The following is a 21,630-nucleotide window of genomic DNA, read 5'->3' as shown; positions in this document are numbered from 1 at the left end:
GATGTTACAACCAAAGCGTACAAAATTCCGTAAAGTGCACAAAGGCCGCAACCGTGGCTTAGCTGCTGGTGCGGATGTAAGCTTCGGGACTTACGGTCTTAAAGCTGTGGGCCGTGGTCGTCTGACTGCACGTCAGATCGAAGCGGCACGTCGTGCAATGACCCGTGCAGTTAAGCGTCAGGGTAAAATCTGGATCCGTGTGTTCCCAGACAAACCAATCACTGAAAAGCCGCTCGAAGTCCGTATGGGTAAAGGTAAAGGTAACGTTGAGTATTGGGTTGCCTTAATCCAGCCAGGTAAAGTCCTGTATGAAATGGATGGTGTGCCTGAAGAACTGGCCCGTGAAGCATTCAAGCTGGCGGCAGCAAAACTGCCTATCAAAACCACCTTTGTAACTAAGACGGTGATGTAATGAAAGCAAAAGAGCTGCGCGAAAAGAGCGTTGAAGAGCTGAACACAGAACTGCTGAACTTACTGCGCGAGCAGTTTAACCTGCGTATGCAGGCAGCAAGTGGTCAGTTACAACAGTCTCATCTGTTGAAACAAGTGCGTCGTAATATCGCACGCGTTAAGACTTTACTGACTGAGAAGGCGGGTGCGTAATGACCGATAAAATCCGTACTCTGCAAGGTCGTGTAGTTAGTGACAAAATGGAGAAATCTATTGTCGTTGCTATCGATCGTATGGTTAAACACCCATTATATGGTAAGTTTATCCGTCGTACGACCAAACTGCATGTACATGACGAGAATAACGAATGTGGAATTGGTGACGTAGTAGAAATTCGTCAAACACGTCCACTGTCTAAGACTAAGTCTTGGGCGTTAGTTCGCGTTGTAGAAAAAGCTGTTCTGTAATAAAATAGCCTTTTCGTACGAAATAAACGGCTCAAAACTGAACGAGCCGTTTATTTTTTCTGTCCATATCGAGAATGTGGTGTTATAATGCCGCTCCCTCGTATTATGGGATATTGAACGGCCTCTTCTAATGTGGAAGTGGCTCAGTAGTAGTTGACATTTAGCGGAGCACTAAAATGATCCAAGAACAGACTATGCTGAACGTGGCCGACAACTCCGGTGCACGTCGCGTAATGTGTATCAAGGTTCTAGGTGGCTCGCACCGTCGCTACGCAGATGTAGGTGACATCATCAAAATTACCATCAAGGAAGCAATTCCACGTGGTAAAGTTAAGAAAGGTGATGTACTGAAAGCGGTAGTGGTGCGCACCAAGAAGGGTGTTCGTCGCCCTGACGGTTCTGTCATTCGCTTCGATAGCAACGCTTGTGTATTGTTAAACAACAACAGCGAGCAAGTTATTGGTACGCGTATTTTTGGGCCGGTTACTCGTGAACTTCGTAATGAGAAGTTTATGAAAATAATCTCTCTGGCACCTGAAGTACTCTAAGGAGCAGGCAATGGCAGCGAAAATCCGTCGTGATGACGAAGTTATCGTTCTTACTGGTAAAGATAAAGGTAAGCGCGGTAAAGTAAAACAGGTTCTTTCTTCTGGTAAAGTTCTCGTTGAAGGTATCAATCTGGTTAAAAAACATCAGAAGCCAGTTCCGGCTCTGAATCAACCAGGTGGCATCGTTGAAAAAGAAGCGTTTATTCAAGTTTCTAACGTTGCACTCTTCAATGCGGCAACCGGCAAGGCTGACCGTGTAGGTTTTAGATTCGAAGACGGTAAAAAAGTTCGTTTCTTCAAATCTAATAAAGAAACTATCAAGTAATTTGGAGTATACGATGGCGAAACTGCATGATTACTACAAAGACGAGGTGGTCCAACAACTGATGTCTCAGTTTGGTTACCATTCTGTCATGCAAGTCCCTCGGGTCGAGAAGATCACCCTGAATATGGGTGTTGGTGAAGCGATTGTTGATAAGAAACTGCTGGATAATGCAGCAGCTGATTTAGCAGCAATCTCAGGTCAAAAACCTTTGATCACCAAAGCACGCAAATCTGTTGCAGGCTTCAAAATCCGCCAGGGCTATCCGATCGGCTGTAAAGTGACCCTGCGTGGCGAACGCATGTGGGAGTTCTTTGAACGCTTGATCTCTATTGCTGTACCTCGTATTCGTGACTTCCGTGGTTTATCCGCTAAGTCATTTGATGGTCGTGGTAACTACAGCATGGGCGTACGTGAGCAAATCATCTTCCCTGAAATCGATTACGATAAAGTGGATCGTGTTCGTGGTTTGGATATTACCATTACTACGACTGCGAAATCAGATGATGAAGGTCGCGCACTGTTAGCAGCGTTTAACTTCCCGTTCCGCAAGTAAGGCAGGGCATTCATGGCTAAGAAATCTATGAAAGCACGTGATGTAAAACGTGCGAATTTAGCTGAGAAATTCTTCGCAAAACGCGCAGAACTGAAAGCTATCGTTTCAGATGTGAACGTGTCTGACGAAGATCGTTGGAATGCTGTTCTGAAACTGCAAACTATGCCACGTGATTCAAGTCCTTCACGTCAGCGTAATCGCTGCCGTCAAACTGGACGTCCGCACGGTTTCCTGCGGAAATTTGGCCTCAGCCGTATTAAAGTCCGTGAAGCCGCTATGCGCGGTGAAATCCCGGGCCTTAGAAAGGCTAGCTGGTAATTACCATAATTGAATCACGGGAGTAAAGACAGATGAGCATGCAAGATCCCATCGCGGATATGCTGACCCGTATCCGTAACGGTCAGGCCGCGAACAAAGTTGCGGTCACAATGCCTTCCTCCAAGCTGAAAGTGGCGATTGCCAACGTGCTTAAGGAAGAAGGTTATATCGAAGATTTTAAAATTGAAGGCGACACTAAGCCAGAACTGGAAATCACTTTAAAATATTTCCAAGGTAAGGCTGTAGTAGAAAGCATTCAGCGCGTAAGCCGTCCAAGTCTGCGCATCTATAAAAGAAAAGATGAGCTGCCACAAGTTATGGCAGGACTGGGCATCGCTGTTGTTTCTACCTCAAAAGGTGTTATGACTGATCGTGCAGCTCGCCAAGCAGGTCTTGGTGGCGAGATTATCTGCTACGTAGCTTAATTCGGGAGGAAAGAATGTCTCGTGTGGCAAAAGCACCCGTCGTCATTCCTGCCGGCGTAGAGGTTAAACTCAACGGTCAGGTAATTACGATTAAGGGTAAAAACGGCGAGCTAACTCGTACTATCCATAATGCAGTTGAAATTCAACATGCTGACAACCAGTTAACTTTCGCACCTCGCGATGGTTTTGCTGATGCATGGGCACAGGCGGGTACTACTCGTTCTCTGTTAAATGCAATGGTTGTAGGTGTTACCGAAGGCTTCACTAAGAAACTGCAACTGGTAGGTGTAGGTTATCGTGCGTCTATTAAAGGCAATGCGGTTAACTTATCAGTAGGTTTTTCACATCCAGTGGAACACCAACTGCCAGCAGGCATCACTGCTGAATGTCCAACACAAACTGAAATCGTACTGAAAGGTGCGGATAAGCAAGTGATTGGTCAAGTAGCAGCTGAACTGCGTGCTTACCGTCGCCCTGAACCTTATAAAGGTAAAGGTATTCGTTACGCCGACGAAGTTGTGCGTATCAAAGAGGCTAAGAAGAAGTAAGGTAACACTATGGATAAGAAAGCAGCTCGTATCCGTCGTGCGACCCGCGCACGCCGTAAGCTCCAGGAATTGGGTGCGACTCGCCTGGTGGTACACCGTACCCCTCGCCATATTTATGCGCAGGTTATTGCACCAAACGGTTCTGAAACTTTGGTGGCCGCTTCTACTACAGAAAAAGCTATCATTGAGCAACTGAAAAACACTGGAAACAAAGAAGCAGCAGCAGTAGTTGGTAAAATTGTTGCTGAACGCGCTCTGGAAAAAGGTATCAAAGTAGTATCATTTGACCGTTCCGGTTTCCAATATCATGGTCGAGTCCAGGCACTGGCAGATGCTGCCCGTGAAGCTGGCCTTCAGTTCTAAGGTAGGAGTGTAAGATGGCTCACATCGAGAAACAAGCTGGCGAACTGCAGGAAAAGCTGATCGCGGTAAACCGCGTATCTAAAACCGTTAAAGGTGGTCGTATCTTTAGCTTCACTGCTCTTACAGTAGTTGGTGATGGTAATGGCCGCGTTGGTTTCGGATATGGCAAAGCTCGCGAAGTTCCGGCAGCAATCCAGAAAGCGATGGAAAAAGCCCGTCGCAATATGAAAACCGTCGCTTTAAACAACGGTACTCTGTTCCACCCTGTTAAAGGTACTCACACAGGCTCTCGCGTATTTATGCAGCCTGCTTATGAAGGTACCGGTATCATCGCAGGTGGTGCAATGCGTGCAGTTCTAGAAGTGGCTGGCGTTCGTAACGTACTGGCTAAAACCTATGGTTCCACTAACCCGATTAACGTGGTTCGTGCAACACTGGACGCTTTAGATAGCATGAAGTCTCCAGATATGGTCGCAGCTAAGCGTGGTAAATCCGTTGAAGAAATTCTGGGGTAATGACCATGGCTAAGACTATTAAAATTACTCAAACACGCAGCTTAATCGGCCGTCTGCCTAAACATAAGGCAACTATGACTGGTTTAGGCCTGCGTCGCATCGGTCACACTGTAGAACGCGAAGATACACCAGCAGTTCGCGGTATGATCAACTTGGTTTCCTATATGGTTAAAGTTGAGGAGTAAGAGATGCGTTTAAATACTCTGTCTCCGGCTGAAGGTGCCAAGCATGCGCCTAAACGTGTAGGTCGTGGTATCGGTTCTGGCTTAGGTAAAACTGGCGGCCGTGGTCACAAAGGTCAGAAATCTCGTTCTGGCGGTGGCGTACGTCGTGGTTTTGAAGGTGGCCAGATGCCTTTATATCGTCGTTTACCAAAATTTGGTTTTACTTCACGTAAATCATTCGTGACTGCGGAAATCCGTCTGTCTGATTTAGCTTACGTTGAAGGCGATGTAATCGATCTGAATGCACTGAAAGCCGCAAACGTTGTTGGCCCACAGATTGAATTTGCAAAATTAATTCTGTCTGGCGAGGTTAACCGTGCAGTGACTATTCGTGGTCTGCGTGTTACCAAAGGTGCCCGTGCAGCAATCGAATCAGCTGGCGGTAAAATTGAGGAATAAGTGACAGATGGCTAAACAACCAGGTTTAGATTTTCAGAGTGCTAAAGGTGGTGTTGGTGAACTAAAACGCAGACTTTTGTTTGTTCTTGGTGCACTTATTGTCTTTAGGATTGGCTCTTTTATTCCTATCCCTGGTATTGATGCCACTGTGCTTGCCAAATTGCTCGATCAGCAAAAAGGCACCATCATTGAAATGTTTAATATGTTCTCTGGTGGTGCTCTTAGCCGTGCTTCTATCTTTGCGCTGGGTATCATGCCTTATATTTCGGCATCGATTATTATCCAACTCTTATCAGTGGTTAACCCTCGGTTAGCAGAGATTAAGAAGGAAGGGGAGGCCGGTCGTCGTAAGATCAGCCAATATACCCGTTATGGTACTTTGGTGCTGGCGATATTCCAATCAATTGGTATCGCAACAGGCTTACCGAATATGCCAGGAATGCAAGGTCTGGTAATTAATCCAGGTCTACCATTCTATATTACGGCTGTTGTGAGCTTAGTCACTGGGACAATGTTCCTAATGTGGTTAGGTGAGCAAATCACTGAACGTGGTATTGGTAACGGTATCTCAATCATTATCTTTGCAGGTATCGTTGCAGGTCTTCCACCTGCCATTGGTCAAACCATCGAGCAGGCGCGGCAAGGCGAACTGCACTTCCTCCTGTTATTGTTGGTTGCAGTATTGGTGTTCGCGGTTACTTTCTTTGTTGTTTTTGTAGAAAGAGGACAACGTCGTATCGTTGTTAACTATGCAAAACGTCAACAAGGGCGTAGAATATACGCGGCACAAAGTACACATCTACCACTTAAAGTAAATATGGCGGGTGTTATACCAGCAATTTTTGCTTCAAGTATTATCCTGTTTCCTGGTACAATAACCTCTTGGTTTGGCGATGGTACAGGGTGGGGTTGGCTGACGACGATTTCTTTAAATCTACAGCCTGGTCAACCTATTTATGTGTTACTATACGCTGCTGCAATCATATTCTTCTGTTTCTTTTATACGGCGTTGGTCTTCAACCCAAGAGAAACGGCAGATAACCTGAAGAAGTCCGGTGCATTTGTACCAGGAATTCGCCCGGGAGAGCAGACGGCTAAATATATAGATAAAGTAATGACACGTTTAACCTTAATCGGTGCCTTGTATATTACCTTTATCTGTCTCATCCCGGAGTTCATGCGTGACGCAATGAAAGTACCTTTCTATTTTGGTGGTACTTCCCTCTTAATCGTGGTTGTGGTCATCATGGATTTTATGGCTCAAGTGCAAACTCTCCTGATGTCAAGTCAGTATGAGTCTGCATTGAAAAAAGCAAATCTTAAAGGTTAATTACTGATAAGCGATTTGTTTTAGAAGTTACGGAGAGTAAAAATGAAAGTTCGTGCTTCCGTCAAGAAAATGTGCCGTAACTGCAAAATTGTTAGACGTCACGGTCACGTGCGTGTAATTTGCAGCGTCGAGCCTAAGCATAAACAGCGTCAAGGCTAATTTATTGCATTTTTTTCTTGCAAAGTTCGGTTGAGCTGGCTAAATTAGCCAGCCCAATCTTTTATAATATATACAGTATTGTTTGAGTATCCTGAAAACGGGCTTTTCAGAATAGTACTGTATAACTGCTAATTTAGGAGTGCATAGTGGCCCGTATAGCAGGCATTAACATTCCTGATCATAAACATACTGTAATCGCATTAACTTCGATTTACGGTATCGGTAAGACCCGCTCACAGGCTATCTGTGTAGCTGCTGGTATTGCTGAAAATGTTAAGATCAGTGAGCTGTCTGAAGAGCAAATCGACAAGCTGCGTGACGAAGTTGCCAAATACGTTGTAGAAGGTGATCTGCGTCGTGAAGTTACCCTGAGCATCAAACGTCTGATGGATCTTGGTACTTACCGTGGTTTACGTCATCGTCGTGGTCTACCAGTTCGCGGTCAGCGTACTAAGACTAACGCACGTACCCGTAAGGGTCCGCGTAAGCCGATCAAGAAATAATCGGGGTATTTGAACAATGGCAAAAGCACCTATTCGTGCACGTAAGCGTGTAAGAAAACAAGTCTCTGACGGTGTGGCTCATATCCATGCTTCTTTCAACAACACAATCGTTACTATTACCGATCGTCAAGGTAACGCATTGGGTTGGGCTACTGCCGGTGGTTCCGGTTTCCGTGGTTCTCGTAAATCTACTCCGTTCGCGGCTCAGGTTGCAGCAGAACGTTGCGCTGAAGCTGTTAAAGAGTACGGAATTAAGAACTTGGAAGTTATGGTTAAAGGACCTGGTCCTGGTCGTGAGTCAACTATCCGTGCATTAAACGCGGCTGGTTTCCGCATCACTAATATTACTGATGTGACTCCGATTCCTCATAACGGTTGTCGTCCACCGAAAAAACGTCGCGTTTAATAACGTTTTCGTTTTTAGGAAAGTTGGAGAAAGAAAATGGCAAGATATTTGGGTCCTAAGCTCAAGCTGAGCCGCCGTGAAGGTACAGATTTATTTCTAAAATCTGGCGTTCGGGCGATTGACACCAAGTGTAAACTGGAACAAGCACCAGGTCAGCACGGCGCACGTAAACCGCGTCTTTCTGATTACGGTGTTCAGTTACGTGAAAAACAAAAAGTACGTCGTATTTACGGTGTTCTAGAGCGTCAATTCCGTAACTACTACAAAGAAGCAACACGTCTGAAAGGCAACACAGGTGAAAACCTGCTGACTCTGCTGGAAGGTCGTCTGGATAACGTTGTTTATCGTATGGGCTTTGGCGCAACTCGCGCAGAAGCACGTCAGATGGTTAGCCATAAAGCAATCATGGTAAATGGTCGCGTGGTTAACATTGCTTCTTATCAGGTTTCCCCGAATGACGTAGTCAGCGTTCGTGAAAAATCGAAAAAACAGTCTCGTATTAAGGCTGCTTTAGAGCTGGCTGAACAGCGTGAAAAGCCAACATGGCTGGAAGTTGATGCTGCTAAGATGGAAGGTGTGTTCAAACGTATTCCTGAACGTACTGACTTATCTGCTGACATTAACGAGCACCTGATCGTCGAGCTTTACTCCAAGTAAGGCTTAGCACCAAAGAGAGGACACAATGCAGGGTTCTGTGACAGAGTTTCTAAAACCGCGCCTGGTTGATATCGAGCAAGTCAGTTCGACGCACGCCAAGGTGACCCTTGAGCCATTAGAGCGAGGCTTCGGCCATACTCTTGGTAACGCACTGCGCCGTATTCTGCTTTCGTCTATGCCGGGTTGTGCGGTAACAGAGGTTGAGATTGATGGTGTACTGCATGAGTACAGCACCAAAGAAGGTGTTCAGGAAGATATCCTAGAAATACTGCTCAACCTTAAAGGGTTGGCGGTAAAAGTTCATGGTAAAGATGAAGTTATTCTTACTTTGAGCAAATCTGGCATTGGCCCTGTTATTGCAGCCGATATCATCCATGACGGTGATGTCGAAATCGTCAAGCCGCAGCACGTTATCTGCCACCTTACAGACGAGAACGCATCTATTAATATGCGTATCAAAGTTCAGCGTGGTCGTGGTTATGTGCCGGCTTCTGCCCGAATTCATTCGGAAGAAGATGAGCGCCCTATCGGTCGCCTTTTAGTAGACGCGTGCTATAGCCCAGTTGAGCGTATTGCTTATAATGTGGAAGCAGCTCGTGTTGAACAGCGTACCGACTTGGATAAGCTGGTTATCGAGATGGAAACTAACGGTACTATCGATCCAGAAGAATCGATTCGCCGTGCAGCGACTATCCTGGCTGAACAGCTTGAAGCTTTTGTTGACTTACGTGATGTTCGTCAACCAGAAGTTAAAGAAGAGAAGCCAGAATTCGATCCTATCTTACTGCGCCCAGTAGACGATCTTGAATTGACTGTCCGCTCTGCTAACTGTCTGAAGGCAGAAGCAATCCACTACATCGGTGATCTGGTACAGCGTACTGAAGTTGAATTACTTAAGACGCCTAACCTTGGTAAGAAATCTCTTACTGAGATTAAAGACGTACTGGCGTCGCGTGGTTTATCTCTGGGCATGCGCCTTGAGAATTGGCCACCTGCAAGTATCGCTGATGAATAAGATCACAGGTTAAGGTTTTACTGAGAAGGATAAGGTCATGCGCCATCGTAAGAGTGGTCGTCAATTGAACCGCAACAGCAGCCATCGTCAGGCTATGTTTCGTAACATGGCAGGTTCTTTAGTTCGTCATGAGATCATCAAGACAACTTTGCCTAAAGCGAAAGAACTGCGTCGCGTCGTTGAGCCGCTGATTACTCTTGCCAAGACCGACAGCGTAGCTAATCGTCGTCTGGCATTCGCCCGTACTCGTGATAACGAAGTCGTGGCAAAACTGTTTACAGTATTAGGTCCGCGTTTTGCGAGCCGTGCAGGTGGTTACACTCGTATTCTGAAGTGTGGCTTCCGTGCTGGTGACAACGCTCCAATGGCTTACATTGAGCTTGTTGACCGTGCTGATTCTGAAACAGAAGCAGCAGCTGAATAATTTAATTATTATTTAGTGAAGCGAATAAAAAGACCGGATTTTTAATCCGGTTTTTTTACATCTATCGAAAATGGTAGTTATGAAATTACCGTTATAAAAATAATCTATCAAGCCATATCCTAGCCTTTCTATTTGTTATTCCATGCGTTTTTGCCTACTCTTGTGTTACATCATATTTATTTTCTGTTATTTCAGCATACTGCTATTTTAGTAAGATATGCTTCGCATTATATTTCAATTCTATTCTTTTGATTATTTGTTATGCTTATGCCATCAGTTAGAATGAGGGAATGATCCATGTATCGTATTGGGCAGGTTGCAAAATTAGCGAATGTGACAACAGATACAATCCGTTTTTATGAAAAACAGGGGTTGATGGATCATGACAGGCGAACAGAAGGCGGTTATCGCTTATATACAGAGCAAGATCTCCAACGTTTGCGTTTTATTCGTTATGCAAAAGAGTTAGGTTTTACATTAGACGCGATTACAGAGCTACTTTCTATTCGTGTTGATCCCGCTCATCACACTTGTGTTGAATCAAAACACATTGTTGATGCAAGACTTGCTGAAGTCGAAATTCGCTTGAAAGAAATGGAAAGAATGAGAGATTCACTGAAGATGTTAAGTAATGCATGTTGTGGTAGTGCTCATGAAAGTACTTATTGTTCTATTCTTGAAATACTTGAATCTGGAGCCACAAAACAATAATATCTGTACCGCATTACGTTTTATGTTCTTTAACAATTTAAGAGGTTTTTATGTCTAGCAAATATCAGCACCAGAAAGGTGTTATTAAAGATAATGCCTTAGCAGCACTTGTTCATGATCCACTATTTAGACAACGCGTGGAAAAGAATAAAAAAGGAAAAGGAAGTTATATGAGAAAAGCGAAACATGGTAAAAAGGGGAACTGGGAGGCCAGTGATAACAAAAGATTTTTTCAATTGTTATCACTGGCCTTTTAGTTTTTATTTTTGCTGATTTTTTAATAAATCACGAATTTCTGTTAATAAAGTTTCTTCTGCTGAAGGTGCCGGTGGTGCTTTAGGTGCTTCTTCTGCTTGACGGCGTGTCTTGTTAATTAATTTGATTGCACAGAAAATCGCAAATGCAACAATGGCAAAGTCAAAAACAGTTTGAATGAACATACCATAATTGAGTACAACTGCCGGCACATCCCCACTAGCATCTCTTAATACAAGACTAAACTGTTTGAAATCAATACCACCGATTAATAAGCCTAACGGCGGCATAATAATATCAGCAACTAATGATGAAACAATCTTACCGAAGGCTGCGCCAATGATGACACCGACTGCCATGTCAACAACGTTGCCTTTCATTGCGAATTCACGAAACTCTTTGAAAAAAGACATAACCACCCCTTATTTATCTATGCATAGATTTATTATGTAAAAATATAGTATCTAACATGATAATAGTAGACCATTATAAGTAACAATTACTATTATTCTTATTTCTACTTGGTCTTTATAAGAAGAATGGGCTAGGTTGGAAAAGCTTTTCTACTTCAGGGACATATTTTTTATCAGTGATAAACATAATCACATGATCTCCTTGTTCTATGGAGTGACTTGCGTTCGCAATAATAACATCTTGCTCTCTTACAATTGCACCAATGATCGTTCCAGGTGGTAGTTTTATATCTTGTATACGACGACCAACAACTTTTGATGTATTTTCATCACCATGTGCAACGGCTTCGATTGCCTCTGCAACACCTCGTCGTAATGAGGAAACGCTAACAATATCAGCTTTACGAACATGGCCTAAAAGTGCAGAAATTGTTGCTTGTTGTGGTGATATTGCAATATCAATAACCCCGCCTTGGACTAAATCAACATAAGCGCTACGCTGAATAAGCACCATCGCCTTTTTGGCACCCATTCTTTTGGCTAGCATTGCTGACATAATATTGGCTTCATCATCATTAGTCAGTGCGATAAAGACATCGATTTGTTCTATATGTTCTTCAGCAAGAAGTTCTTGATCCGATGCGTCACCATAAAAAACAATAGTATCATGGAGTAGTTCTGCAAGTTCTGTTGCACGTTGCTGATTATGTTCAATAAGCTTGACGCTATAATCTTTTTCTAATCTAGCTGCTAAACCTGCACCGACATTACCACCACCAACAATCATAATGCGTTTGTAAGGTTTTTCTAATCGTTGTAATTCACTCATTACTGCACGAATATGCTGAGATGCAACGACAAAGAAAACTTCATCTCCCGCTTCAATAATTGTGGAGCCTTGAGGTCGGATAGGTCTGTCTTGACGAAAAATTGCAGCAACACGAGTATCAATATGTGGCATATGATCGCGTAATGTTGATAGTGCATTCCCGACGAGAGAACCACCATAATATGCTTTTACCGCAACGATACTGACTTGGCCATCGGCAAAATTAACAACTTGTAAGGCACCAGGATATTGGATCAATTTATATACATAATCAATAACCAAATGTTCAGGAGAGATTAAGTAATCAATGGGAATAGCTTCTGGGAGGAAGAGTTTGTCTGCTTCACGAACAAATTCAGAGGCACGTATCCGAGCAACTTTATTGGGTGTATTAAACAAAGTGTAAGCAACTTGGCACGCTATCATATTGGTTTCGTCAGAGTTGGTGACGGCAACCAGCATATCTGCATCTTCAGCACCAGCTTCTCTTAAGATCCTTGGGTGAGAGCCATGCCCATTGACTACTCGTAAATCGAATTTATCTTGAAGTTGGCGCAAACGATCTGCATTAGTGTCAACGACAGTAATATCATTATTCTCCCCGACAAGATTTTCAGCGAGAGTACCACCTACTTGACCAGCGCCTAAGATAATAATTTTCATCGTAATTTCTCAGAGTATTCGATTAACAAATAGAAAAGAAACGCAAGATCTTAATGATCTTGCGTTGAAATAGTAGCGTTTTTTAGATCTGATATCATCTTTTATCACAAGATCATATTTTCTTGATCAATGCATAAAAGAAACCATCGCCACCTTTTTCTTCTGGTAAGCATTGGTGCTGATAATCACATTGTGCATCTTTCGTTGACGCTAAAAATGCTTCAACCTGTTGTTTATTCTCTTCAGGCAAAATAGAGCAGGTTGCATAAACCAACGTACCACCAGATTTTAAGTATGGCCAAATAGCGTGAAGGATCTCTTTTTGAATTTGAGCTAATTGCTCAATGTCTTCATTACGGCGAAGCCACTTAATATCTGGATGACGGCGAATAACGCCTGTTGCTGAGCATGGTGCATCAAGGAGAATTCGGTCAAATTGTATACCAGCACACCATTGTTCAGGATAACGACCATCACCACTTTTGACTACGGCATTAAGTTTTAAACGCGTAAGGTTCTCTTGTACACGTTTCAAACGTTGCTCATCTATATCGATTGCTAATACTTGAGCCTGAGGAGCAATCTCTAAAATATGCGTTGTTTTACCGCCCGGCGCCGCACATAAATCAAGGATCTGCTCTTTATTTTCTGGCGCCAATAATTCAGCACAACGCTGGGCTGAACGATCTTGAACTGTTACCCAACCATCAGCAAATCCTGGAAGAAGATTCACGTTACATGGGGTCTCTAAACGGATCGCAAAAGGGTGGTCATCATCAGCAACAGCGACAATTTCTTCCTTTTCAAGTAATGTTAAATATTCTTCTCGTGAATGATGGCGTTGATTTACACGTAACCACATAGGTGGTTTTTGATTATTACCTTCAACAATACTCATCCATTGTTCAGGATAGGCATGTTTAACACGGGCAAGTAGCCATGATGGATGGAGAAAACGATTTTCGCTGTTTTGAAAACGTTCATTTAGGATATCTTGTTGACGTTGAAACTGACGCAACACACCGTTAATTAATCCTTTTAACTGTGGTTTTTTTAGTGCCACAGCGCCATCTACGGTTTCGGCTAGAGCTGCATGAGCAGGAATACGAGTATAAAGAAGCTGATATAAGCCAACCATAATGAGGTAGTGTAAAATACGTTGTTTACCTTTTAATGGTTTATCCATGAGTTGCTGAATAATCCATTCTAATTGTGGCAATGTACGTAATACACCAAAGCAAAGTTCCTGTAGTAATGCTTTGTCTTTGTCTGAAACATTTTTTTGAAGTTCGGGTATGACGGTGCTTAGAGATAAGCCTTGATCTAATACTTGGTTAATTGCTTTGGCTGCAATGCTACGTAAGTTGTATGACGTTTTCATGATGAGTTAACGTTTAATATTGAGCGCCAGAGATGTACTACATTGGCGTGAAAAAAGGAAAACCCTGATAATAGTGTTAGATATCAGGGTTTAGAATAATTATTGAATGATTTTTCCAGGAGTGAACCAATCTCGCTTGGAGTTTAAGAAATCGGCAGAAGCCATAGGTTTCTTACCTGATGGTTGTAACTCTGTGATATTTAGAATGCCGTTACCTGTCGCAATATAAATACCCGTTTTATCTGCTTTTAATAAGGTTCCTGCAGGTTGATCTGTATCATCAGCAATAGCTTGTGCTTTCCATACTTTCACTGGTTGCTCGTCCAACATGAAAAAGCTCATTGGCCACGGATTGAATGCTCTTATGCAACGTTCAATCTGTTCTGCGGATAATGACCAATCAATTTTTGCTTCTTCTTTAGATAATTTTTGTGCGTAATTCGCTAAATTATCATCTTGTTTTTCTGCTTTTATTTTACCTGAGGTAATGAGATCTAACGTAGTTGTTAGAGCCTTAGGTCCAAGCTCTGCAAGCTTTTCATAAAGAGATGCACTGGTATCTTCATTCGTAATTGGGCACGAGGCTTTATACAGCATATCGCCTGTATCTAAGCCAACATCCATTTGCATAATTGTGACACCAGTTTCTTTATCTCCTGCCCACAAAGAGCGTTGAATAGGTGCAGCACCACGCCATTTAGGGAGGAGGGAACCATGCACATTAAGGCAGCCTAAACGTGGTATTTCAAGAACTGCTTTAGGTAAGATCATGCCATAAGCGACAACAATCATAATGTCTGCTTGTTGTGCTGCTATCCATTCATGATTCTCTTCTGGTTTTAAAGAGGCAGGCTGATAAACAGGAATATTATGAGTTAACGCCAGTTCTTTAACAGGGCTAATAGTCAGTTTCTTACCTCTTCCTGCGGGTTTATCTGGAGGAGTGAGTACTCCCACCACACGATGTTGAGTTGATAACAATGCAGCTAAATGTCGAGCTGCAAAATCGGGTGTTCCCGCAAAAATAATACGTAATGAATCAGACACGTTTTCTTCCTGTTTCAATTGAACTGTTACTGTCCTGCTTTAGCTCTTTTTTTATCTAGCTTATCGAGTTTTTCAACTTTTTGACGGATACGTTGGCGTTTTAATGGGGATAAATAATCCACAAATAATTTACCAACTAAATGATCCATTTCATGTTGAATACAGATAGCTAATAAATCATCAGCCTCTAACTCAAAAGGTTGACCATTGTAATCAAGGGCTTTCACTTTTACATGCTCTGCACGAGGAATAAAAGCGCGTTGTTCCGGAACAGACAAACAGCCTTCTTCTATGCCTGTATCGCCATTAGCATCGAGAAGTTCTGGGTTTATTAATACCAGTCTTTGATCCCTGGTTTCAGAGACATCAATGACGATAATGCGCTGATGGATATTCACCTGTGTCGCAGCTAAGCCGATACCTTCTTCCAAATACATTGTTTCAAACATATCATCGACAATTTTTTGAATTTCGGCATCAACTTTTTCGACTGGCTTTGCAATCGTGCGAAGGCGCTCGTCTGGATAATGTAATACGTGTAACACTGCCATAATTTATTCGGACTGTTTCTAAAATGTGAATAGGATTTAACGTCTATTCTAGACATTTATTGTCTAGATTGACAGTATTTGGTGTGTTTAGCACTCACCCTGTTTGCTAAAAACAATATTAGGATAATGCATGGATGCTAGAGAAATATGGATAAGGCTTAACGCTGTTTCAAGACTCCCCATTAATAAAGCGATTCAAATTGCAAGGTATCTACAATCTTTAACTCAATTAAATCAAGGGCTATTAATAGGTTGTGGTCTGTCAGAACAGCAAAGTCATCAATTCTTAAGACTTCATACAAATGCTGTCAACGATACATTAAAATGGTTAGATAAAAACGAATCATCATTATTAACGATTACAGATTCAGATTATCCACCCTTATTAAAGCAAATATCATCGCCCCCGCTTTTGCTTTTTGTTGCAGGGAATAGGCAGCATTTAAAAAGCACACAAATTGCATTAATTGGTAGTCGAATTGCTACACCATATGGTTCCAAATGGGCAACTTATTTTGCGCAGGAACTAGTAAAGAAAGAGTTAACTATTACGAGTGGGTTAGCTCAAGGTATTGATGGTATTGGACATCGAAGTGCATTAAAAAATAATGGTATTACTATTGCTGTACTAGGAAGTGGTTTAGAGCAGATTTATCCGTCATTTCATCGTACTCTTGCGACACAAATAAAAGAATCTGGTCTTCTTATTTCTGAGCATTTACCTATGACACCGCCTTTAGCGCGCCATTTCCCTCAACGTAATCGGATTATTAGTGGGCTAAGTACTGCACTACTTATTGTTGAAGCTGGAATTAAAAGCGGTTCTTTAATAACAGCAAACTATGCTTTGCAACAAGGTAAAGAGTTGTTCGTGTTACCGGGACTATTGGGTGATATTCATTTTGAAGGTAATCACCAACTTATTAAGCAAGGTGCAAATTTAGCATCCTCACCTGAAGATATCTTTGAATATTTAAATAGCTCTTTGCAGTGGCTTACTTGTGTTAATGAGTATCAACAAAAACAAATTACAGAAGAATATACAACACTTATTAATAATGAAAAACAAGAGGCTAAAGTAGAACAATTTACACCAGAACAACAACAGGCAATGGATGTGATATTACCTTTTCTACGTTTTAATAAAGCAGTACCCATTGATATCATTGCTCAGGATAGTGGATTATCAACTTCTGAATTAGCTCCTCTTTTATTAGAACTTGAGCTTATTGAAAAAGTCGCTATTGTGGCTGGTGGTTATACTCGATTGGAATAAGTGTAATGAGGTAAAACAATGGCAAAGAATATGCCGTTTACACAACAACCTGAACAGGAAAAATGTCCTGAATGTGGTAGCGCATTAGTGATGAAAAATGGAGGACATGGCCCTTTTTTAGGATGTTCGGCTTACCCTGATTGCCACTATATTAAAACATTAAAATCACAGGGTGATGGGCAAATTATAAAAGTTTTAGAAGGGCAACCTTGTAAGTGTTGTGGTGCTGATTTAGTTTTGCGTCAGGGTAAATTTGGGATGTTTATTGGTTGTAGTAATTATCCTGAATGTGAACATATAGAACAAATTGATAAACCTGATGAAACCGTTATATCTTGTCCTCAATGCGAAAAAGGAAAATTACTACAACGTAAGTCTAGGTTTGGTAAGACATTTTATGCTTGTAACCAATATCCAGAATGCCAATTTGTATTAAATAACAAGCCTGTTAATGGTGAGTGCGAACATTGCCACTATCCATTATTGATGGAAAAAAGGTCTTCTCAAGGAGTAAGATTGATGTGTGCCAGCAAATTATGTGGAAAGCAGCAAACAAAAAGAGAAGAACATGAATAACGAAGCATCACCTGTAAGCAACACTATAATCGCAGCATTAAAAAATAATAAAGTTATCGCATATCCAACAGAAGCTGTATTTGGGGTAGGTTGTGATCCTGATAGCGAGCATGCTGTTATGGCATTATTAATGTTAAAACAACGCTCAATTGACAAAGGGCTAATTTTAATTGCTGACAATTATGAGCAATTGAAACCTTATATCGACGATAGTGCATTGACTCAAACTCAGCGAGATAAAATGTTTGCGTCTTGGCCAGGACCTGTTACATGGGTTATTCCTGCCAAATCAACAACGCCAAAGTGGTTAACTGGAAAATTTACTTCTTTAGCTGTGAGAGTAACAGATCATCCAGTTGTTAAAGAACTCTGCCTATCCTATGGAAAACCTTTAGTTTCGACGAGTGCGAATTTAAGTGGATTACCACCATGTCGTACAGTTGAAGAAGTAAAAGAACAGTTTCAGGATACAATTTCTATCGTTGAAGGGAATGTTGGTGGTAGACAGAATCCTTCTGAAATTCGAGATGCATTAACGGGTGAATTATACCGACAAGGATGATTGTGATGGAAAAATATTTAGTGATGGGAAATCCTATCGAGCATAGTCAGTCTCCTTTCATCCACCAATTTTTTTCAAAACAAACAGGAATAGAGTATGGCTATGGGCGTTTACTTGTTCCTCTAGGTGAATTTGATAAAACAGCCTCTCATTTTTTTTCTAATGGGGGGCGAGGTGCAAATGTTACAGTTCCTTTTAAAGAAGATGCATTCCATTTTGTGGATAAATTAACGGATAGAGCGAAAGCATGTGGTGCAGTTAACTCTATTGTTAAATTGGAAGATGGCTCACTCCTTGGTGATAACACTGACGGGCAAGGGCTTATTTTGGATTTAGCAAGACTCGATTTTATTGTGCCTAATAAGGTTAAATCAGTCTTAGTTATTGGCGCAGGTGGCGCAACAAGAGGAATATTGCTTCCATTACTCGATTTTGATTGTGATATTACTTTAACCAACCGTACATTTGCTAAAGCTGAACAATTAGTAAAAGAATTTAGTCAGTTTGGAACGATCCGAGCAATAGCTACTGAAGATGTTGCCGATAGACATTACGATTTAATTATAAATGCCTCTGCATCCAGCATGACTAATGATTTACCGCCTATTCCTAACGATGTTTATGGTTTTGATACAGCATGCTACGACCTTTATTATCAAACAGGGATGACATCATTTCTATATAACGCATTAAAACATGGGAGTACACGTTTATCAGATGGATTAGGTATGTTAGTAGGACAAGCCGCTTATGCATTTGAACTGTGGTATGAACTTGTGCCAGATATTAATCCTGTCCTTAATGTATTAAGAGAAAGATTGAATCAATGAACCAATCCATTCAATTTCCAGATCGTGAAATATGGCTAGCTGAGAACAGGAGTGTTCTTTTTCCTATAATGATCAACGGAATGCTTTTTGATTGTCAAATTACAGAGCAAGAGCTTATTGAGCGTTTTGGTGTTGGGGAAGGAATTTTATTATTTAAACAAAATCGTTGGGATATTGAAGATGAATTTGAAGAGTTGGTAACGGAATATGAGTTATCAACTCTCCATCCTATCTATTCTTTATCAATGTCAGATTGACGAGTGGCTAAATAGTTATTTTTCCACCCTACATAATTATTAGCAGAATAGATAAAGTGCTCTATTTCTGCTGATGAAAGCGGGCGGATTTTTTTCACTGGACTTCCTAAATAAAGAAAACCACTTTCAAGTCGCTTTCCTGGTGGAACTAAACTACCTGCGCCAATCATTACATCGTCTTCAATAATTGCCCCATCAAGTAAAATAGAACCCATTCCGACTAAAGCACGATCTCCTATTGTGCACCCGTGCAACATTGCTTTGTGCCCAACAGTAACATTATCGCCAATAATAAGAGGAAAACCTTCAGGATCCTTGGGTGACATGTGAGTGACATGAAGAACTGAACCATCTTGAATATTTGATCTTTTGCCTATACTCACGTAATTCACATCACCACGAATAACAACCATAGGCCAGATACTGACATCTTCACTAATGCGTACATCTCCAATCACAGTTGCTGTTTCATCAATAAAAACATCTTTATCAATAGAAGGCGAAAGGTGTAAGTAATTCCTGATTGTTGATTTCCCCATAATTTAACCTCGCTTTTGGTTTCACTTCATAATAAGAAAAGCATAGCAGCGGATAGGGCGGGCTGGCGAGAGTAATGATTTTTATACTGTAAGACTATAAAAATCGATAATAAAGGGGAAAGTTGAGTAACAGAGTGTGATTGATAGAATCTACCGAATAGACAATAACAAGATAAAGCGTATATTTTTTACACGCAAAAGATTTTTTTTGTATCAAAAATAGACGTAAAGTTCAAAAAGAGAACGAACAGAGAAAAAGTTGAAATAAATACTTGCGCTAATCCGAGAACTCCCTATAATGCGCATCCACTGAACGACGATGAGCTGACAACAGCCACGAAGGACAGCGAAGAGAAAAGAAAAAAGTTTGAAAAAACTCTTGACTCTTCAGAGGAATAACGTAATATACGCCTCCTCGCAACAACGCAGAAGACCGGAAACGGCAGCGAATGTTGCACTGCTCTTTAACAAATTATCAGACAATCTGTGTGGGCACTCGCAGAGACGATATCTTCTAAAATATTAGATGTATCAAGTCTTGAAGAGTGAACAACAAAAGTAAATTCATTTATGAATAGCTAAGTTTTCGATTTCTTTGAGCATCAAACACTTTTAATTGAAGAGTTTGATCATGGCTCAGATTGAACGCTGGCGGCAGGCCTAACACATGCAAGTCGAGCGGTAACAGGAGAAAGCTTGCTTTCTTGCTGACGAGCGGCGGACGGGTGAGTAATGTATGGGGATCTGCCCGATAGAGGGGGATAACTACTGGAAACGGTGGCTAATACCGCATGACGTCTACGGACCAAAGCAGGGGCTCTTCGGACCTTGCGCTATCGGATGAACCCATATGGGATTAGCTAGTAGGTGGGGTAATGGCTCACCTAGGCGACGATCTCTAGCTGGTCTGAGAGGATGATCAGCCACACTGGGACTGAGACACGGCCCAGACTCCTACGGGAGGCAGCAGTGGGGAATATTGCACAATGGGCGCAAGCCTGATGCAGCCATGCCGCGTGTATGAAGAAGGCCTTAGGGTTGTAAAGTACTTTCAGCGGGGAGGAAGGTGTTAAGATTAATACTCTTAGCAATTGACGTTACCCGCAGAAGAAGCACCGGCTAACTCCGTGCCAGCAGCCGCGGTAATACGGAGGGTGCAAGCGTTAATCGGAATTACTGGGCGTAAAGCGCACGCAGGCGGTCAATTAAGTCAGATGTGAAAGCCCCGAGCTTAACTTGGGAATTGCATCTGAAACTGGTTGGCTAGAGTCTTGTAGAGGGGGGTAGAATTCCACGTGTAGCGGTGAAATGCGTAGAGATGTGGAGGAATACCGGTGGCGAAGGCGGCCCCCTGGACAAAGACTGACGCTCAGGTGCGAAAGCGTGGGGAGCAAACAGGATTAGATACCCTGGTAGTCCACGCTGTAAACGATGTCGATTTAGAGGTTGTGGTCTTGAACCGTGGCTTCTGGAGCTAACGCGTTAAATCGACCGCCTGGGGAGTACGGCCGCAAGGTTAAAACTCAAATGAATTGACGGGGGCCCGCACAAGCGGTGGAGCATGTGGTTTAATTCGATGCAACGCGAAGAACCTTACCTACTCTTGACATCCAGAGAATCCTTTAGAGATAGAGGAGTGCCTTCGGGAACTCTGAGACAGGTGCTGCATGGCTGTCGTCAGCTCGTGTTGTGAAATGTTGGGTTAAGTCCCGCAACGAGCGCAACCCTTATCCTTTGTTGCCAGCGCATAATGGCGGGAACTCAAAGGAGACTGCCGGTGATAAACCGGAGGAAGGTGGGGATGACGTCAAGTCATCATGGCCCTTACGAGTAGGGCTACACACGTGCTACAATGGCAGATACAAAGAGAAGCGACCTCGCGAGAGCAAGCGGAACTCATAAAGTCTGTCGTAGTCCGGATTGGAGTCTGCAACTCGACTCCATGAAGTCGGAATCGCTAGTAATCGTAGATCAGAATGCTACGGTGAATACGTTCCCGGGCCTTGTACACACCGCCCGTCACACCATGGGAGTGGGTTGCAAAAGAAGTAGGTAGCTTAACCTTCGGGAGGGCGCTTACCACTTTGTGATTCATGACTGGGGTGAAGTCGTAACAAGGTAACCGTAGGGGAACCTGCGGTTGGATCACCTCCTTACCTAAGAGATACGTG

Annotated in this window: 33 protein-coding genes and 1 rRNA gene; 28 read left to right on the top strand and 6 right to left on the bottom strand. The window is 42.4% G+C overall.

Going from position 1 to position 21,630, the window contains the following annotated elements; genetic code table 11:
• Position 1 precedes the first annotated feature (1 nt).
• The 22 genes from rplP (at position 2) to GWJ01_RS03565 (ending at position 10,537) form a co-directional block, all read left to right on the top strand.
• Entirely contained in the window at positions 2–412 is a 411-nt protein-coding gene (gene rplP / locus GWJ01_RS03670; protein WP_006535500.1) for a 50S ribosomal protein L16, read from the top strand.
• Positions 412–603, top strand: a complete 192-nt coding sequence (rpmC, locus tag GWJ01_RS03665; protein WP_004238624.1) for a 50S ribosomal protein L29 — start codon at positions 412–414, stop codon at positions 601–603. The genes rplP and rpmC overlap by 1 nt, the downstream gene beginning before the upstream one ends.
• A complete protein-coding gene (rpsQ, locus tag GWJ01_RS03660) occupies positions 603–857 on the top strand; it encodes a 30S ribosomal protein S17 (RefSeq protein ID WP_023583468.1) in 255 nt (84 codons plus the stop codon). The genes rpmC and rpsQ overlap by 1 nt, the downstream gene beginning before the upstream one ends.
• A 176-nt stretch (positions 858–1,033) precedes the next feature.
• A complete protein-coding gene (gene rplN, locus GWJ01_RS03655; protein WP_004246955.1) occupies positions 1,034–1,405 on the top strand; it encodes a 50S ribosomal protein L14 in 372 nt (123 codons plus the stop codon).
• 10 nt (positions 1,406–1,415) lie between these two features.
• On the top strand, positions 1,416–1,730 hold the full coding sequence (rplX, locus tag GWJ01_RS03650) for a 50S ribosomal protein L24 (protein ID WP_075674042.1): 315 nt from the start codon (positions 1,416–1,418) through the stop codon (positions 1,728–1,730).
• Positions 1,731–1,743: 13 nt separating this feature from the next.
• Positions 1,744–2,283 carry a 50S ribosomal protein L5 gene (rplE, locus tag GWJ01_RS03645; protein WP_075674041.1) on the top strand — a complete coding sequence of 180 codons (540 nt, stop codon included), beginning with the start codon at positions 1,744–1,746 and terminating at the stop codon, positions 2,281–2,283.
• 12 nt (positions 2,284–2,295) lie between these two features.
• A complete protein-coding gene (gene rpsN / locus GWJ01_RS03640; protein WP_006535503.1) occupies positions 2,296–2,601 on the top strand; it encodes a 30S ribosomal protein S14 in 306 nt (101 codons plus the stop codon).
• Between the two features lie 32 nt (positions 2,602–2,633).
• On the top strand, positions 2,634–3,026 hold the full coding sequence (gene rpsH / locus GWJ01_RS03635) for a 30S ribosomal protein S8 (RefSeq protein ID WP_004246950.1): 393 nt from the start codon (positions 2,634–2,636) through the stop codon (positions 3,024–3,026).
• 14 nt (positions 3,027–3,040) lie between these two features.
• Positions 3,041–3,574: a 50S ribosomal protein L6 gene (gene rplF / locus GWJ01_RS03630; RefSeq protein ID WP_036933221.1), complete on the top strand. Its 534-nt coding sequence runs from the start codon at positions 3,041–3,043 to the stop codon at positions 3,572–3,574.
• A gap of 9 nt (positions 3,575–3,583) precedes the next feature.
• Positions 3,584–3,937, top strand: a complete 354-nt coding sequence (gene rplR, locus GWJ01_RS03625) for a 50S ribosomal protein L18 (RefSeq protein WP_023583471.1) — start codon at positions 3,584–3,586, stop codon at positions 3,935–3,937.
• Between the two features lie 14 nt (positions 3,938–3,951).
• Positions 3,952–4,452 carry a 30S ribosomal protein S5 gene (gene rpsE / locus GWJ01_RS03620; RefSeq protein WP_109395558.1) on the top strand — a complete coding sequence of 167 codons (501 nt, stop codon included), beginning with the start codon at positions 3,952–3,954 and terminating at the stop codon, positions 4,450–4,452.
• A 5-nt stretch (positions 4,453–4,457) separates the two neighbouring features.
• Positions 4,458–4,637, top strand: coding sequence for a 50S ribosomal protein L30 (rpmD, locus tag GWJ01_RS03615; protein ID WP_036914634.1), 180 nt, complete (start codon positions 4,458–4,460; stop codon positions 4,635–4,637).
• A gap of 3 nt (positions 4,638–4,640) precedes the next feature.
• Positions 4,641–5,075, top strand: a complete 435-nt coding sequence (gene rplO, locus GWJ01_RS03610) for a 50S ribosomal protein L15 (protein ID WP_004246944.1) — start codon at positions 4,641–4,643, stop codon at positions 5,073–5,075.
• A 7-nt stretch (positions 5,076–5,082) separates the two neighbouring features.
• The gene (secY, locus tag GWJ01_RS03605) at positions 5,083–6,405 is read left to right on the top strand and encodes a preprotein translocase subunit SecY (RefSeq protein ID WP_006535510.1); all 1,323 of its coding nucleotides are present in this window, start codon (positions 5,083–5,085) and stop codon (positions 6,403–6,405) included.
• Between the two features lie 42 nt (positions 6,406–6,447).
• A complete protein-coding gene (gene rpmJ, locus GWJ01_RS03600) occupies positions 6,448–6,564 on the top strand; it encodes a 50S ribosomal protein L36 (protein WP_071788572.1) in 117 nt (38 codons plus the stop codon).
• A 146-nt stretch (positions 6,565–6,710) separates the two neighbouring features.
• Entirely contained in the window at positions 6,711–7,067 is a 357-nt protein-coding gene (gene rpsM / locus GWJ01_RS03595) for a 30S ribosomal protein S13 (RefSeq protein WP_036914623.1), read from the top strand.
• A 16-nt stretch (positions 7,068–7,083) separates the two neighbouring features.
• A complete protein-coding gene (gene rpsK, locus GWJ01_RS03590) occupies positions 7,084–7,473 on the top strand; it encodes a 30S ribosomal protein S11 (RefSeq protein ID WP_002919257.1) in 390 nt (129 codons plus the stop codon).
• Positions 7,474–7,509: 36 nt separating this feature from the next.
• On the top strand, positions 7,510–8,130 hold the full coding sequence (gene rpsD / locus GWJ01_RS03585) for a 30S ribosomal protein S4 (protein WP_004246942.1): 621 nt from the start codon (positions 7,510–7,512) through the stop codon (positions 8,128–8,130).
• 25 nt (positions 8,131–8,155) lie between these two features.
• Positions 8,156–9,145 (top strand): DNA-directed RNA polymerase subunit alpha, encoded by a 990-nt coding sequence (locus tag GWJ01_RS03580; protein WP_006535513.1) that lies wholly within the window; start codon positions 8,156–8,158, stop codon positions 9,143–9,145.
• Positions 9,146–9,182: 37 nt separating this feature from the next.
• A complete protein-coding gene (gene rplQ, locus GWJ01_RS03575) occupies positions 9,183–9,569 on the top strand; it encodes a 50S ribosomal protein L17 (RefSeq protein WP_004246940.1) in 387 nt (128 codons plus the stop codon).
• A 297-nt stretch (positions 9,570–9,866) separates the two neighbouring features.
• Entirely contained in the window at positions 9,867–10,280 is a 414-nt protein-coding gene (gene zntR, locus GWJ01_RS03570; protein WP_069368787.1) for a Zn(2+)-responsive transcriptional regulator, read from the top strand.
• Positions 10,281–10,330: 50 nt separating this feature from the next.
• Entirely contained in the window at positions 10,331–10,537 is a 207-nt protein-coding gene (locus tag GWJ01_RS03565; RefSeq protein WP_109395557.1) for an alternative ribosome-rescue factor A, read from the top strand.
• 3 nt (positions 10,538–10,540) lie between these two features.
• Here the strand turns inward: GWJ01_RS03565 and mscL are convergent, their stop codons facing one another.
• The 5 genes from mscL to def form a co-directional block, all read right to left on the bottom strand.
• Positions 10,541–10,948 carry a large-conductance mechanosensitive channel protein MscL gene (mscL, locus tag GWJ01_RS03560; RefSeq protein WP_023583476.1) on the bottom strand — a complete coding sequence of 136 codons (408 nt, stop codon included), beginning with the start codon at positions 10,946–10,948 and terminating at the stop codon, positions 10,541–10,543.
• 115 nt (positions 10,949–11,063) lie between these two features.
• Positions 11,064–12,440, bottom strand: a complete 1,377-nt coding sequence (gene trkA / locus GWJ01_RS03555; RefSeq protein WP_075674039.1) for a Trk system potassium transporter TrkA — start codon at positions 12,438–12,440, stop codon at positions 11,064–11,066.
• A 112-nt stretch (positions 12,441–12,552) separates the two neighbouring features.
• On the bottom strand, positions 12,553–13,821 hold the full coding sequence (gene rsmB / locus GWJ01_RS03550; RefSeq protein WP_109395556.1) for a 16S rRNA (cytosine(967)-C(5))-methyltransferase RsmB: 1,269 nt from the start codon (positions 13,819–13,821) through the stop codon (positions 12,553–12,555).
• Between the two features lie 99 nt (positions 13,822–13,920).
• Positions 13,921–14,868, bottom strand: coding sequence for a methionyl-tRNA formyltransferase (gene fmt, locus GWJ01_RS03545; RefSeq protein WP_109402949.1), 948 nt, complete (start codon positions 14,866–14,868; stop codon positions 13,921–13,923).
• 26 nt (positions 14,869–14,894) lie between these two features.
• Positions 14,895–15,419: a peptide deformylase gene (gene def / locus GWJ01_RS03540; RefSeq protein ID WP_109395554.1), complete on the bottom strand. Its 525-nt coding sequence runs from the start codon at positions 15,417–15,419 to the stop codon at positions 14,895–14,897.
• A gap of 130 nt (positions 15,420–15,549) precedes the next feature.
• Between def and dprA the strand changes: the two genes are divergently transcribed.
• Genes dprA through GWJ01_RS03515 form a run of 5 tightly spaced genes read left to right on the top strand, consistent with a single transcriptional unit; the run spans position 15,550 to position 18,920 of the window.
• A complete protein-coding gene (dprA, locus tag GWJ01_RS03535) occupies positions 15,550–16,695 on the top strand; it encodes a DNA-processing protein DprA (RefSeq protein ID WP_161710713.1) in 1,146 nt (381 codons plus the stop codon).
• An 18-nt stretch (positions 16,696–16,713) separates the two neighbouring features.
• On the top strand, positions 16,714–17,271 hold the full coding sequence (locus GWJ01_RS03530; protein WP_161710712.1) for a DNA topoisomerase family protein: 558 nt from the start codon (positions 16,714–16,716) through the stop codon (positions 17,269–17,271).
• Positions 17,264–17,833 carry an L-threonylcarbamoyladenylate synthase type 1 TsaC gene (gene tsaC, locus GWJ01_RS03525; RefSeq protein ID WP_109395551.1) on the top strand — a complete coding sequence of 190 codons (570 nt, stop codon included), beginning with the start codon at positions 17,264–17,266 and terminating at the stop codon, positions 17,831–17,833. The genes GWJ01_RS03530 and tsaC overlap by 8 nt, the downstream gene beginning before the upstream one ends.
• 5 nt (positions 17,834–17,838) lie before the next feature.
• A complete protein-coding gene (gene aroE / locus GWJ01_RS03520) occupies positions 17,839–18,663 on the top strand; it encodes a shikimate dehydrogenase (RefSeq protein ID WP_109395550.1) in 825 nt (274 codons plus the stop codon).
• Positions 18,660–18,920 (top strand): DUF1488 domain-containing protein, encoded by a 261-nt coding sequence (locus GWJ01_RS03515; RefSeq protein ID WP_109395549.1) that lies wholly within the window; start codon positions 18,660–18,662, stop codon positions 18,918–18,920. Before aroE ends, GWJ01_RS03515 begins: the two co-directional genes overlap by 4 nt.
• Here GWJ01_RS03515 and GWJ01_RS03510 read toward each other — a convergent pair.
• Positions 18,896–19,459, bottom strand: a complete 564-nt coding sequence (locus GWJ01_RS03510; RefSeq protein ID WP_161710711.1) for a gamma carbonic anhydrase family protein — start codon at positions 19,457–19,459, stop codon at positions 18,896–18,898. The genes GWJ01_RS03515 and GWJ01_RS03510 overlap by 25 nt on opposite strands.
• A gap of 613 nt (positions 19,460–20,072) precedes the next feature.
• Between GWJ01_RS03510 and GWJ01_RS03505 the strand changes: the two genes are divergently transcribed.
• Positions 20,073–21,615: ribosomal RNA gene (locus tag GWJ01_RS03505) — 16S ribosomal RNA — on the top strand.
• The last annotated feature ends 15 nt before the right edge of the window (positions 21,616–21,630 follow it).

The organism is Proteus sp. G2618 (genome assembly GCF_009915995.1).
GTDB classification, from domain to species: Bacteria; Pseudomonadota; Gammaproteobacteria; order Enterobacterales; family Enterobacteriaceae; genus Proteus; species Proteus terrae.
This window is presented reverse-complemented; position numbering and strand designations above follow the sequence as displayed.

What these genes read in the sequence shown, in the direction of transcription:
- def (WP_109395554.1), bottom strand. Translation starts at nt 15,419, where the DNA reads ATGGCAGTGTTACACGTATTACATTATCCAGACGAGCGCCTTCGCACG.
- mscL (WP_023583476.1), bottom strand. Translation starts at nt 10,948, where the DNA reads ATGTCTTTTTTCAAAGAGTTTCGTGAATTCGCAATGAAAGGCAACGTT.
- rplO (WP_004246944.1), top strand. Translation starts at nt 4,641, where the DNA reads ATGCGTTTAAATACTCTGTCTCCGGCTGAAGGTGCCAAGCATGCGCCT.
- aroE (WP_109395550.1), top strand. Translation starts at nt 17,839, where the DNA reads ATGGAAAAATATTTAGTGATGGGAAATCCTATCGAGCATAGTCAGTCT.
- GWJ01_RS03530 (WP_161710712.1), top strand. Translation starts at nt 16,714, where the DNA reads ATGGCAAAGAATATGCCGTTTACACAACAACCTGAACAGGAAAAATGT.
- zntR (WP_069368787.1), top strand. Translation starts at nt 9,867, where the DNA reads ATGTATCGTATTGGGCAGGTTGCAAAATTAGCGAATGTGACAACAGAT.
- trkA (WP_075674039.1), bottom strand. Translation starts at nt 12,440, where the DNA reads ATGAAAATTATTATCTTAGGCGCTGGTCAAGTAGGTGGTACTCTCGCT.
- rplN (WP_004246955.1), top strand. Translation starts at nt 1,034, where the DNA reads ATGATCCAAGAACAGACTATGCTGAACGTGGCCGACAACTCCGGTGCA.
- rpsD (WP_004246942.1), top strand. Translation starts at nt 7,510, where the DNA reads ATGGCAAGATATTTGGGTCCTAAGCTCAAGCTGAGCCGCCGTGAAGGT.
- GWJ01_RS03565 (WP_109395557.1), top strand. Translation starts at nt 10,331, where the DNA reads ATGTCTAGCAAATATCAGCACCAGAAAGGTGTTATTAAAGATAATGCC.
- rpmC (WP_004238624.1), top strand. Translation starts at nt 412, where the DNA reads ATGAAAGCAAAAGAGCTGCGCGAAAAGAGCGTTGAAGAGCTGAACACA.
- GWJ01_RS03510 (WP_161710711.1), bottom strand. Translation starts at nt 19,459, where the DNA reads ATGGGGAAATCAACAATCAGGAATTACTTACACCTTTCGCCTTCTATT.
- rpsH (WP_004246950.1), top strand. Translation starts at nt 2,634, where the DNA reads ATGAGCATGCAAGATCCCATCGCGGATATGCTGACCCGTATCCGTAAC.
- rplF (WP_036933221.1), top strand. Translation starts at nt 3,041, where the DNA reads ATGTCTCGTGTGGCAAAAGCACCCGTCGTCATTCCTGCCGGCGTAGAG.
- rpsQ (WP_023583468.1), top strand. Translation starts at nt 603, where the DNA reads ATGACCGATAAAATCCGTACTCTGCAAGGTCGTGTAGTTAGTGACAAA.
- GWJ01_RS03515 (WP_109395549.1), top strand. Translation starts at nt 18,660, where the DNA reads ATGAACCAATCCATTCAATTTCCAGATCGTGAAATATGGCTAGCTGAG.
- rplR (WP_023583471.1), top strand. Translation starts at nt 3,584, where the DNA reads ATGGATAAGAAAGCAGCTCGTATCCGTCGTGCGACCCGCGCACGCCGT.
- GWJ01_RS03580 (WP_006535513.1), top strand. Translation starts at nt 8,156, where the DNA reads ATGCAGGGTTCTGTGACAGAGTTTCTAAAACCGCGCCTGGTTGATATC.
- rpsN (WP_006535503.1), top strand. Translation starts at nt 2,296, where the DNA reads ATGGCTAAGAAATCTATGAAAGCACGTGATGTAAAACGTGCGAATTTA.
- secY (WP_006535510.1), top strand. Translation starts at nt 5,083, where the DNA reads ATGGCTAAACAACCAGGTTTAGATTTTCAGAGTGCTAAAGGTGGTGTT.
- rpmJ (WP_071788572.1), top strand. Translation starts at nt 6,448, where the DNA reads ATGAAAGTTCGTGCTTCCGTCAAGAAAATGTGCCGTAACTGCAAAATT.
- rsmB (WP_109395556.1), bottom strand. Translation starts at nt 13,821, where the DNA reads ATGAAAACGTCATACAACTTACGTAGCATTGCAGCCAAAGCAATTAAC.
- rpmD (WP_036914634.1), top strand. Translation starts at nt 4,458, where the DNA reads ATGGCTAAGACTATTAAAATTACTCAAACACGCAGCTTAATCGGCCGT.
- rplQ (WP_004246940.1), top strand. Translation starts at nt 9,183, where the DNA reads ATGCGCCATCGTAAGAGTGGTCGTCAATTGAACCGCAACAGCAGCCAT.
- rpsK (WP_002919257.1), top strand. Translation starts at nt 7,084, where the DNA reads ATGGCAAAAGCACCTATTCGTGCACGTAAGCGTGTAAGAAAACAAGTC.
- tsaC (WP_109395551.1), top strand. Translation starts at nt 17,264, where the DNA reads ATGAATAACGAAGCATCACCTGTAAGCAACACTATAATCGCAGCATTA.
- rplX (WP_075674042.1), top strand. Translation starts at nt 1,416, where the DNA reads ATGGCAGCGAAAATCCGTCGTGATGACGAAGTTATCGTTCTTACTGGT.
- dprA (WP_161710713.1), top strand. Translation starts at nt 15,550, where the DNA reads ATGGATGCTAGAGAAATATGGATAAGGCTTAACGCTGTTTCAAGACTC.
- rpsE (WP_109395558.1), top strand. Translation starts at nt 3,952, where the DNA reads ATGGCTCACATCGAGAAACAAGCTGGCGAACTGCAGGAAAAGCTGATC.
- rplP (WP_006535500.1), top strand. Translation starts at nt 2, where the DNA reads ATGTTACAACCAAAGCGTACAAAATTCCGTAAAGTGCACAAAGGCCGC.
- rplE (WP_075674041.1), top strand. Translation starts at nt 1,744, where the DNA reads ATGGCGAAACTGCATGATTACTACAAAGACGAGGTGGTCCAACAACTG.